12 protein-coding genes are annotated in these 10977 nt (G+C 70.1%); 10 read left to right on the top strand and 2 right to left on the bottom strand.

The window, feature by feature from the left end:
• The 5 genes from rpsF to JWQ91_RS04740 all read left to right on the top strand — a co-directional run.
• On the top strand, positions 1-162 hold a 162-nt coding region (gene rpsF, locus JWQ91_RS04760), incomplete at its 5' end, for a 30S ribosomal protein S6 (RefSeq protein ID WP_297781516.1).
• 111 nt (positions 163-273) lie between these two features.
• The gene (locus JWQ91_RS04755; RefSeq protein ID WP_297781514.1) at positions 274-846 is read left to right on the top strand and encodes a single-stranded DNA-binding protein; all 573 of its coding nucleotides are present in this window, start codon (positions 274-276) and stop codon (positions 844-846) included.
• A 30-nt stretch (positions 847-876) separates the two neighbouring features.
• Positions 877-1113: a 30S ribosomal protein S18 gene (gene rpsR / locus JWQ91_RS04750; protein WP_297781512.1), complete on the top strand. Its 237-nt coding sequence runs from the start codon at positions 877-879 to the stop codon at positions 1111-1113.
• Positions 1114-1123: 10 nt separating this feature from the next.
• Positions 1124-1570, top strand: coding sequence for a 50S ribosomal protein L9 (gene rplI, locus JWQ91_RS04745; protein ID WP_297781511.1), 447 nt, complete (start codon positions 1124-1126; stop codon positions 1568-1570).
• 56 nt (positions 1571-1626) lie between these two features.
• A complete protein-coding gene (locus JWQ91_RS04740) occupies positions 1627-3309 on the top strand; it encodes an ABC transporter family substrate-binding protein (protein ID WP_297781510.1) in 1683 nt (560 codons plus the stop codon).
• On the opposite strand, the gene JWQ91_RS04735 is transcribed toward JWQ91_RS04740, so the two are convergent.
• Both JWQ91_RS04735 and JWQ91_RS04730 read right to left on the bottom strand, forming a co-directional pair.
• Positions 3293-3985: an alpha/beta fold hydrolase gene (locus JWQ91_RS04735; RefSeq protein WP_297781508.1), complete on the bottom strand. Its 693-nt coding sequence runs from the start codon at positions 3983-3985 to the stop codon at positions 3293-3295. The genes JWQ91_RS04740 and JWQ91_RS04735 overlap by 17 nt on opposite strands.
• Positions 3986-3989: 4 nt before the next feature.
• Positions 3990-5312 carry an MATE family efflux transporter gene (locus JWQ91_RS04730; protein ID WP_297781506.1) on the bottom strand — a complete coding sequence of 441 codons (1323 nt, stop codon included), beginning with the start codon at positions 5310-5312 and terminating at the stop codon, positions 3990-3992.
• A gap of 374 nt (positions 5313-5686) precedes the next feature.
• Between JWQ91_RS04730 and dnaB the strand changes: the two genes are divergently transcribed.
• The 5 genes from dnaB to JWQ91_RS04705 form a co-directional block, all read left to right on the top strand.
• On the top strand, positions 5687-7108 hold the full coding sequence (dnaB, locus tag JWQ91_RS04725; RefSeq protein WP_297781504.1) for a replicative DNA helicase: 1422 nt from the start codon (positions 5687-5689) through the stop codon (positions 7106-7108).
• A 36-nt stretch (positions 7109-7144) separates the two neighbouring features.
• Positions 7145-7804, top strand: a complete 660-nt coding sequence (locus JWQ91_RS04720) for a DedA family protein (RefSeq protein ID WP_297781502.1) — start codon at positions 7145-7147, stop codon at positions 7802-7804.
• 49 nt (positions 7805-7853) lie between these two features.
• On the top strand, positions 7854-9317 hold the full coding sequence (locus JWQ91_RS04715; RefSeq protein WP_297781500.1) for an NAD-dependent succinate-semialdehyde dehydrogenase: 1464 nt from the start codon (positions 7854-7856) through the stop codon (positions 9315-9317).
• The gene (locus tag JWQ91_RS04710) at positions 9314-9973 is read left to right on the top strand and encodes a hypothetical protein (protein WP_297781498.1); all 660 of its coding nucleotides are present in this window, start codon (positions 9314-9316) and stop codon (positions 9971-9973) included. Before JWQ91_RS04715 ends, JWQ91_RS04710 begins: the two co-directional genes overlap by 4 nt.
• Positions 9974-10136: 163 nt before the next feature.
• A partial coding sequence (locus JWQ91_RS04705; protein WP_297781497.1) for a DUF222 domain-containing protein occupies positions 10137-10977 on the top strand: 841 nt, incomplete at its 3' end.

Genomic DNA, 10977 nt, shown 5'->3' with positions numbered 1-10977 from the left:
GGCAAGCGTCGTCTTGCCTACGAGATCAACAAGAAGAACGAGGGCATCTACGCCGTCGTCCAGCTCCAGGCGGAGCCGGCCACGGTCAAGGAGCTCGATCGTCAGCTCACGCTCAACGAGTCCGTTGTGCGCACGAAGGTCACACGTCCCGACGTGAAGTAGGCCCGACCCAAGGACAGCGATGTCCACAAGGACCGCAGCGAACCCTCGCGGGTGTCGCACCACTGCGGTTCACTTGGAGTCAGACACCCCATACCCGAAAGGCTGCGCCACATGGCAGGCGAAACCGTCATCACCGTCATCGGCAACCTCACCGACGACCCGGAGCTCAAGTTCACTCCTTCGGGCGCCGCGGTTGCCAACTTCACCGTCGCCTCGACGCCTCGCACGTTCGATCGTCAGACGAACGAGTGGAAGGACGGCGATGCACTGTTCATTCGCTGTGCCGCCTGGCGCCAGCTGGCCGAGAACGTCGCCGAGTCGCTCCAGAAGGGTCAGCAGGTCATCGTGACCGGCGCCCTGAAGGTCCGCAACTACGAGCGGCAGGACGGCTCGAAGGGCACGAGCGTCGAGATGAACGTCGATGAGATCGGTCCTTCGCTGCGCTTCGCGACCGCCAAGGTCACCCGCGTCAACCGCTCCGGCGGCGGAGGCGGCGGCTTCGGCGGCGGTGGCGGCGGTAACTCAGGTGGCGGCGGTAACTCAGGTGGCGGCTACGGCGGAGGCAACTCCGGCGGTGGCGCACCTCAGGGTGGCAACGACCCGTGGTCGTCGCAGCCCCCGCAGCAGGGTGGGTCTGGCGCATGGGGTGGCAGCTCGGGATCGTCCGAAGAGCCCCCCTTCTAACCACACGTCAGTAACGAACTCAGGAGCAACATGGCAAAGCCAGTCGTCCGGAAGCCGAAGAAGAAGAGCAACCCGCTCGCCGCGGCCAAGGTCACCGAAATCAACTACAAGGACACCGCGCTGCTGCGCAAGTTCATCTCGGACCGCGGCAAGATCCGCGCGCGCCGCGTCACGGGTGTCACCGTCCAGGAGCAGCGTCTCATCGCGAAGGCCATCAAGAACGCCCGCGAGATGGCTCTGCTTCCTTACACCTCCACCAGCCGATAAGGGGTCTGAGATGAAGCTCATCCTCACGCACGAGGTCACGAACCTCGGCACCCCCGGCGACATCGTCGAGGTCAAGGACGGCTACGGCCGTAACTTCCTGCTGCCGCGCAACTTCGCCATCCGTTGGTCGAAGGGCGCTGCCAAGCAGGTCGAGTCGATCAAGGCTGCGCGCAACGCGCACGCCGTGCACGACCTCGAGGAGGCCCAGAGCATCAAGGGCAACCTCGAGTCCGCGCCGATCAACGTCCCGGTTCGCGCCGGCGTCGGTGGTCGTCTCTTCGGTGCCGTCACGGTCTCGGACATCGCGGACGCCCTCGGCGTCGCGGGTGCCAAGGTCGACAAGCGTCGCATCGAGGTCGGCAACCCGATCAAGGCCCTCGGAACGCACACGGTCTCCGTGCGCGTGCACCCCGAGGTCAGCGCGAAGGTCCAGCTCAACGTGGTCGCTTCCAAGTAGTCCACCGACGGGCCGGCACCACTGGTGCCGGCCCGTTGTCGGTGGCACCCAGCCTCATGCGTACCCCCGCCGCAACGGTTGCCTCGTTCCTCCTCGCCGGGAGCCTCGTGCTCTCCGGCTGTTCCTCGACGTCCGACAGTGACGCCCAGGACTCCACGAGCCCGGCACCGAGCCGGAAGGCCGAGCGCACCAGCACCGCCTGGACGACCGCCGCGCCGGCCGAGGTCGCCGCGGGCGGCACGCTGCGCCTCGCCGCCGCCACGCTCCCGGCCAGCTTCAACCCCCAGCACGCCGACGCCGCCAACACCGACGCGGCCCGCATCCTCGCGCCCACCGTCGGCGGCGCCATCCGCATCACGCAGGACGGCGGCTGGAAGGTCGACCCCGACTACGCCGAGTCCGTCCGGGTCACCGACAAGGACCCGCTGAAGGTCAAGGTCTCGCTCAACCGTCAGGCGGTCTGGCAGGGCGGGACCCCCATCACCGCGGCGGACATGATCGCGTTCTGGAAGGCGCAGAACGGGTCCAACGACGCGTACGAGGTCAGCTCGACCACCGGCTACGAGGACATCTCCGACGTCGAGCAGGGCACGGACAAGTTCACCTACACCGTGACGTTCAAGAAGCGCACCGCCGAGTGGCCGCTCTACGTCTACCCGCGGCTGCCCGCCAACGTCTCCTCGAAGGCCTCGTCGTTCAACTCCGGGTTCCGCAAGCGGGCTATCCCGGCCAACGGTCCCTTCGTCGTCAAGTCGATCGACGTGCGCAAGGGCCTCATCACCCAGACGCCCAACCCGCGCTGGTGGGGCGACAGGCCCAAGCTGCGCACGATCACGTGGAACGTCGCGACGCCGGCGCTGCAGGCCAAGGCCTTCGCCGTCGACGAGCTCGACGCGGCGGACCTGGAGGCCGCGACCTACGCCACGGTCAAGGACGTCGGACGCGTGCAGCGGGCTCCCGGCCTGGAGTGGTCGCAGGTGACCGTCAACGGTGGTCGCGGACCGCTCAAGGACGTCAACGTCCGCCGGGCCGTCGCCCGCGCGATCGACCGGGACGCGCTCGCCGTGACCGCCGCCAAGGGACTCGGCGCCCGCCCCTCGACCGTCGGCAGCCTGATGCTGCTGCCGGGCCAGCGCGGCTATCGCGACTCCTCGAGGTCGATCTCGTACGACCCCAAGGCCGCAGCCGCGCTGCTGAAGAAGGCCGGCTGGACCAAGGGCGCCGGGGGCAAGCTCGTGCGCGACGGCCGACCGCTGACCCTGACGATGCCCGTGCCGCGCTCGACCCCCACCAACTCCCGGCGGGCCGTGGCCATCAAGCGTGACCTGGCCAGGATCGGCGTGACCCTGCAGCTGCGCCGGGTGCCCGCCGCGAGGTTCTTCGACCCGATCGTCCAGTCGCTCGACTTCGACCTCGTGACCTTCACCCGGCGCGGATCGGCGTTCCCGATCGGCGCGACCAAGCCGTTGTTCTACCCCATCGACTCGGCGCAGAACTTCACCGGCATCGGTCCGGCCCGGTTCGGCAAGGGCTTCGACACGGTCCTCGGCACGTTGAACGACGACCTGCGGGCCAGGCGGGTCGCACAGCTCGACAAGCTCCTGCTCGACGAGGTCCCGATGATCCCGCTCGCGGTGACCCCCCTGGTCGTCGCGGTGCAGGACGACGTCGTCAACTACGGGGCCGCCCAGTTCGAGCAGCCGGACTGGACCCGGGTCGGCTTCACGAAGAAGCGGTAGCCGCCGCGACGATCCCCGCGACGGTCGCGACATCCCGCCTGGCCGGGGCCGAGCGGGACGGGACGAACACGTCGCGCCGCGCGTCGTACGTGGCACCGACGACCTCGCCGTGGTCGCCCTCGAGGGCGTGCAGGCAGGTCGACCAGCCGGCGGCCCGCAGGCGCAGCTCGAGGCCGCACACCATGTCTGGCGGGGTGACGGTGTCGTCCTCGCCGTAGATGACGTGGACGCGGCACCGGCCGGCGCCGGACGGCAGCGGCGTGGGCAGCGGCTGCCCCGAGATGGGGTCGAGGGCGCGCGGACCGTCGGCGGGCGCGATCAGGACCAGCCCGCCCACCCCGATCCCGAGCCGCCGGGCGTTCAGGGCCAGGCTCACGGCCGCGACGCCGCCGAGGGACCAGCCGGCGACGACGATCGTGTCGGGGTCCTGGCCGCGCTCGGTCGCGATCTCCCGGGCCCGTCGCACCGAGGTCAGCAGGTCGGCCCGGCCACCGTCCGGACGGCCCGCGTCCCAGTCGGGCGTCACGACGGTCACGCCGTGCGCCGCGACGCGCTCGCTCAGCGTCGTCAGGACGCCACGCGCGTCGGCGCCCCGGCCGTGCCACAGCAGCACGACCGGCCCGTCCTCGCCGCGGACGTCCAGGTGGCGGCCGGGGGCGTACTCCTCGGTGGTCATGGCCTCAGTGTGCCGAACGGGTCGTCCCGAGGACCATCCAGGCCGTGCCCCGTTGCCGCCGCCAGAGCGTCACGAGGCGGGCGGCGATGAAGCCCGCGTACGCGACCCACAGCCAGGTGAAGCCGGCATCGAGCCATCCCACCGCCAGGGCCAGCGGGGCGTACGCCGCGAGGACCACGAGCCCGGCCCACGCCAGGTAGACCCCGTCACCCGCGCCGATCAGCACGCCGTCGAGGACGAACACGACCCCGGACAGCGGCTGGATCGCCGCGACGACCAGCAGCGCCGGGACGAGGGCGTCGCGCACCGCCGGGTCGGAGGTGAACAGGTGCGACACCCAGGGAGCTGCCGCCGCCAGCAGCAGCCCGGCCACCAGGCCCGTGCCCGCGCCCCATGTGACCATCCGGCCCGTGAGGGACCGGGTACGTCCGGCGTCCCCGGCACCCAGCGAGCGTCCGGTCAGGGTCTGGCCGGCAATCGCGACGGCATCGAGGCCGAAGGCGAGGAACACCACGATCGACCCGGCCACCTGGTGGGCGGCGAGGGGGACATCGCCGAGCCGGGCCGCGACAACCGTGCCCAGCACCAGCGAGGCGCGCAGCGTCAGGGTGCGGACCAGCAGCGGGACGCCCTCGCGGGCGGCGGCGAGGATCTCGGCGGCGCGGGGGTCGGTCGGTGCATGCGCGCGGCGGGCCCGGCGGACCACGACCGTCACGAGCCAGCCGGCCGCGAACCACTGCGCCACGACGGTGCCGGCCGCGGCGCCCTTGACCCCGCCGTCGAGGCCGTAGACGAACACCACGTTGAGCACGACGTTGAGGACGTTGGCGACGATCGTCACGACCAACGGGGTCCGCAGGTCCAGGCTCCCCCGCATCGCCCCGGTCGCGGCGAGGATCAACAACATCGCCGGGATCGCCAGGGCCGACACCAGCAGGTAGTCCGTCGCGAAGCCGGCCACCCGGTCCGAGCTCGCGAGCCCCGTCCCCAGGGGGCCGCTCAGCACCGCGACCCCGACGCCGAGCGCCACGCCGAGCCCCGCGGCAAGCCACAGGCTGCTCACCGCCAGGCCGTGGGCCAGGCGTTCGTCCCCCGCGCCGTGGTGGCGCGACACCGTCGCGGTGCTGCTGTACGCCAGGAAGATGCACAGCCCGACGACGGTGCCGAGCACGACCGACGCGGCCGCCAGGCCGCCGAGCTCCCCCGTGCCCAGGTGACCGATGATCGCGGTGTCCGCCAGCAGCATCAGCGGCTCGGTCACGAGGGCGAAGAACGCGGGGACGGCGACCCGCAGGATCTGACGGTCGTCGTCACGCCGGAGCCTCATGGGAGCCTTCCTGACGTGAACAATGGGTGTCGTGGGGTTGAAGTGACGGCTTTTGTCGACAAGTGTATGCACAGGCGCCGGGGGACGAGCACTGCCCCGAAAATATTTTGTCTCCACACACAACATTCGACGTCTGCGCAGGTCAGAGCCCATGTGAGATAAAAAGATTATTGGTTGTCCACATGTTCGTCCACTGGCTGTGCACATGCGCGGTCGGCGTTTTCCACAGGCAAGGGGGGGTTGCGCACACCCCCTGTGCGGCGACGTCTTGGAGACAACCCGTACGAGGCCTACTGTGACGGGTCGGCGGTTTCAGCCCGACGAAATGTCGGTGTCGAAGGCTACGGTCGCATCATGAGCAGAGGGGGTTGTCCGTGAGCGTGACGGACCTCTACGAAGCCGGTCCAGGACCCGGCGAAGACCCCGGCTCCGGACGTGTCCCGCCGCAGAACATCGAGGCCGAGCAGAGCGTCCTGGGCGCGATGCTCATCAGCAAGAACGCGATCGACCCCGCCGCCGACATCCTGCAGGGCCGGGACTTCTACCGCCCCGCCCACGAGCAGATCTTCGACATCATCACCGACCTGGCCAACCGGGGCGAGCCCGCGGACGCCATCACGGTCGCCGCGGAGCTGCAGCGCCGCGGCGAGATCGGCCGCATCGGTGGCGCGACCTACCTCCACGACCTCGTGCAGGCCGTGCCGATCGCCTCCAACGTCGACTTCTACGCCGAGATCGTGCGCGAGAAGGCCATCCTGCGCCGCCTCGTCGAGGTCGGCCAGCGCATCGCGCAGATGGGCCAGTCGGGTGAGGGCGAGGTCGCCGAGATCGTCGACCGCGCGCAGGCCGAGGTCCTCGACGTCGACGGCACGAGCCAGGCCGAGGACTACCGCCCGGTCTCGGCGCTGATGACCGCGACGATCGACGAGATCGAGGACATCCAGAGCCGCGACGGCCAGATGTCCGGCGTGCTCTCGGGCTTCCCCGACCTCGACAAGTTCACGACCGGCTTCCGCGCCGGCCAGATGATCGTCGTCGCTGCCCGCCCCGGTGTCGGCAAGTCCACCCTGGGTCTCGACTTCTGCCGGTCGGCCGCGATCCGCCACCAGATCCCGACCGCCATCTTCTCCCTGGAGATGACGGGCGAGGAGATCGCGATGCGCATGCTGTCCGCCGAGGCCCGGGTCAGCATCGGCCACATGCGCGGCGGCGGCATGCACCAGCGGGACTGGGAGGCGGTCAGCAAGGCCATGCCCCGAGTCAACAGCGCACCGCTCGTGATCGACGACAGCCCCAACATGACGATGCCGGAGATCCGGTCCAAGGCGCGCCGCATCAAGAAGCAGTACGGCCTGGGGTTCGTCGTCATCGACTACCTCCAGCTGATGACGTCGGGCAAGCGGGTCGAGAACCGTCAGGTCGAGGTCTCGGAGTTCTCCCGCCAGATCAAGCTGCTGGCCAAGGAGCTCGAGATCCCCGTCGTCGCGATCAGCCAGCTCAACCGTGGCTCGGAGCAGCGCACCGACAAGACCCCGCAGCTGTCGGACCTGCGTGAGTCCGGATCGATCGAGCAGGACGCCGACATCGTGCTGCTGCTGCATCGCCCCGACATCACCGCCGGCGGCGAGTCCGAGCGCCCCGGCGAGGCCGACTTCATCCTGGCCAAGAACCGTTCGGGCCCGGCCGGCGTCAAGGTCGCCGCGACGTTCCAGGGCCACTACTCCCGCTTCACCCCCATGGCCCGCGACTCCGAGCCGCCCCCGGGCGCCCCCGCCGCCGGCGACTTCTTCGGCTGAGCCGACCCGCTCGACCCCGACGGATACGCTCGTGCTGTGACCCTATTGACCGCGCTCGTGCACGAGGCCGCCAACGCCCCTGACTCCGGGCTCGCCGGCTGGACCGTTGAGCTGATGGACCGGATGGGTCTGTTCGGTGCGGCCCTGGCGGTGGGGATGGACAACCTCTTCCCGCCGATCCCCAGCGAGGTGATCCTGCCGTTGGCCGGCTTCGCGGCCAGCCAGGGCACGTTCACCCTCACCGGGGCGCTGGTCGCCACGACCCTGGGCTCCGTGACCGGCGCGGTCGTCCTCTACTGGCTCGGCGCGATCTTCGGCCGCGACCGCGCGGTCGCGGTGTTCGACAGGGTCCCGCTGCTCAAGGTCAGCGACCTGGAGAAGACCGAGGCCTGGTTCGCCAAGCACGGCGGCATGGCGGTGTTCTTCGGCCGGATGGTGCCGATCTTCCGCAGCCTGGTCTCCCTCCCGGCCGGGGTCGAGCGGATGAGCTTCAGCCTGTTCCTGCTCCTGACGACGCTGGGCAGCCTGATCTGGAACTCGATCTTCGTCGTCACCGGCTACCGGCTGGGGGAGAACTGGGACGCCGTCGAGCCCTATGCCGACATCTTCCAGAAGCTCGTGATCGTCGCGGTCCTCGTCGTCATCGTGGTCTTCGTCGTAGTGCGCGTGCGGGACAAGCGGCGCTCGGCCGCCTGACCGCCGCGCAGGGGGTGCCTGCGCGAGCCCCCGGTCATACAGTGAAGGCATGACCGGAGACAGCGAGAAGCAGGCCATCGCGGCAGTCCATCCACAGCTGTTCATCGGTGGGCAGTGGCGCGACGCCGAGGGTGGGAAGACCTTCGGGGTCGAGGACCCCTCGACCGGGGAGACCCTCGTCCGGGTCGCCGATGCGAGCGTCGCCGACGGCCGCGCCGCGATCGACGCCGCCGTCGCCGCGCAGGCCGACTGGGCCCGCACGCCGCCGCGCGACCGGGGCGAGATCCTGCGCACGGCATTCGAGCTCATCACCGAGCGGGCCGACGAGCTCGCCACGATCATGACGCTCGAGATGGGCAAGCCGCTCAAGGAGAGCAAGGCCGAGATCGCCTACGGCTCGGAGTTCTTCCGCTGGTTCGCCGAGGAGGCCGTCCGGATCTCGGGGCGCTACTCCGTGGCGCCCAACGGGGCGACCCGGCTGCTGACGCTCAAGCAGCCCGTCGGACCGTGCCTCATGATCACGCCGTGGAACTTCCCGCTGGCGATGGGCACCCGCAAGATCGGCCCGGCGATCGCGGCCGGCTGCACCATGGTCGTCAAGCCCGCGGGCCTGACCCCGCTGACGATGCTGTGGCTGGGTGACGTGCTGGCCGAGGCGGGCCTGCCGGCCGGGGTCCTCAACATCGTGACGACGGCGCGCACCGGCGAGGTCATGGAGCCGATCATCCGCGACCCGCGCCTGCGCAAGCTGACCTTCACCGGCTCGACCGAGGTCGGTCGCTCGCTGGTCGAGCAGAGCGCCGAGGGCCTGCTCCGGGTGTCGATGGAGCTGGGCGGCAACGCCCCGTTCCTGGTGTTCGAGGACGCCGACCTGGACAAGGCGGTCGAGGGCGCGATGCTGGCGAAGATGCGCAACATCGGCGAGGCCTGCACCGCGGCCAACCGGTTCATCGTGCACGAGTCGGTCGCCGAGGAGTTCTCGGGCCGGCTCGCCGAGCGGATGGCGGGTCTGAGCGTCGGCCGGGGCACCGACGACGGGATCGACGTGGGTCCCCTGGTCGAGGCCAAGCAGCGCGACAAGGTCGCCGAGCTCGTGGACGACGCCGTGGGCAGGGGCGCGACGGTCCTCACCGGCGGCTCGGCCCCCGACGGGCAGGGCTACTACTACACGCCGACCGTGCTGACCGACGTCCCGCTGGACGCCCGGCTCGCGAAGGAGGAGATCTTCGGACCCGTTGCCCCGATCTTCACCTTCACCGACGAGGACGATGCCATCGCGATGGCCAACGACACCGAGTTCGGGCTGGTCGCCTATGCGTTCACCCGGGACAACGCGCGGGTCATCCGGGTCTATGAGGGCCTCGAGACCGGCATGGTCGGCATCAACCAGGGGATCGTGTCCAACCCCGCGGCGCCGTTCGGCGGCGTCAAGGCCTCGGGCTTCGGACGGGAGGGCGGCGCGGAGGGCATCGAGGAGTACCTCGAGACCAAGTACGTAGGGTTGGCCCTGTGACCCTGCTCCGCGGCTCCGCCGTCGCCGTGGTCCTGACGCTGGCCCTGACGGGCTGCTCGGGCTCGGACTCCGGCGGATCGGACGGCTCCGGCAAGGCGGACGCCGCCGACCCCACCGCCTCGGTCGACGAGTCGAAGGCCTGCTCCTTCCTGTCCGCCGCGGACCGCAAGCAGCTCGCCGGCGTCGCGCTGGACGAGGTGGTCGCCGCCGACGCCCGTTCCGGCGGGTCCCAGTGCCGGTGGTCGAGCACCAAGGGCCTCATCGAGGTCACGTCGGTCCCGGCGACGTCGTGGGCCAAGACGCTGCCCGACGTCATCGACCAGCTCGGGTCCTCGAGCGAGGTCAAGACCAAGCAGGACCGCAAGGACCTCGCGCGGGCCAAGAAGCTGCTCGCCGACGCCGGATCGTTCGACGGCGCCGAGGCCTGCAAGGCGTTCGACACGCTCGCCGAGATCGACGGAGCCGACAAGGACACCGACGTCGCGGTCAAGTACCTCCCGATCAGCTCGACCGAGGTCGGCGTCTCCGCACAGGTCTGCTCGGCCGGCGTCCTGACCTCGCTGGTCTACTCCGAGCCGGGCCTGGTCGAGTCGAAGGCGTTCGAGAAGAGGGCCACGGCCGCTGTCCGGGCGGCCCAGAAGCGCGCCACGGCGTAGGGGCTCGCTGCCGTTGGGCGTGGGTCGCCTCTCCATCCTTGCGGGTGGCTCTGACATGCTCGGTCGGGCAATAATGTATTGCCATTTCGGCAGTTTCCTCTTGTACTCGAACACCTGTTCGAGTAGTGTTGGTGGTATGAATCCGCAGCCCACCATCGACACCGTGCTCGCCGCGATGCGGCGGCTGGAGGTCGGTGATGTGCGGGACAAGTTGCACGCCCTGCAGGAGGCGCAGGACGCCATGGATGCGGCGAAGGCGATCTTGTTGGCCGAGCTGCAGGCCTCGAAGGACTTTGAGATCGACGGGGCGTCGACGCTGACCACGTGGGTGCGCACCCAGCTGCGGCTCAACGCCGGGCAGGCCACGGCGTTGGTGCGCAACGTGGCCGCGCTGCGGGATCTGCCGTTGGTGGCCGAGGCGGCGTTGTCGGGGCGGATCAGTGCGGCGCATGTGCGGGTGTTCGTCTACGGGCTGGCGCATGTGGGGTTGGAGCCGATGCGGGAGCTGGAGGAGGCGTTCGTCGCCGTCGCGACCGAGCACGACCCGGCCGAGCTGTTCGAGGCGGTCAAGCACCTCAAGGACGTGCTGCATCCCGAGGACCTGGACGAGAAGTGGCGCGACGGGATGGACAAGGAGGACTTCGCCGTCGACGCCCTGCCGGACGGGTTCCACGTCACCGGCTTCCTCAACAGCGTCACGGGGGCGAAGCTGAAGAAGGTCCTCGACGCCGTCTCCGCCCCGCATGACAAGGACGACACGAGGTCCGGGGCGCAGCGCCGGGTTCAGGGTTTGGACGATGTGCTGTCCTCGATCCTGGCGGGCGGTCTGCCGGCTGATAAGGGGGTCAAGCCGCACCTGTCGGTGTTCGTGGACGCCGAGACGCTGGCTGCGGCGGCCGCGCACGTGCAGCAGGCCACCGAGCACCCCGACCAGCGTCCCGCCCCGATGCCCCCGACCGAGCCGGCCAGGCTGGCCGGGCACGGGGCGATCGGACCGAATCTGT

The sequence above is a fragment of the Aeromicrobium sp. genome (genome assembly GCF_025965075.1).
Taxonomy (GTDB): domain Bacteria; phylum Actinomycetota; class Actinomycetes; order Propionibacteriales; family Nocardioidaceae; genus Aeromicrobium.
This window is presented reverse-complemented; position numbering and strand designations above follow the sequence as displayed.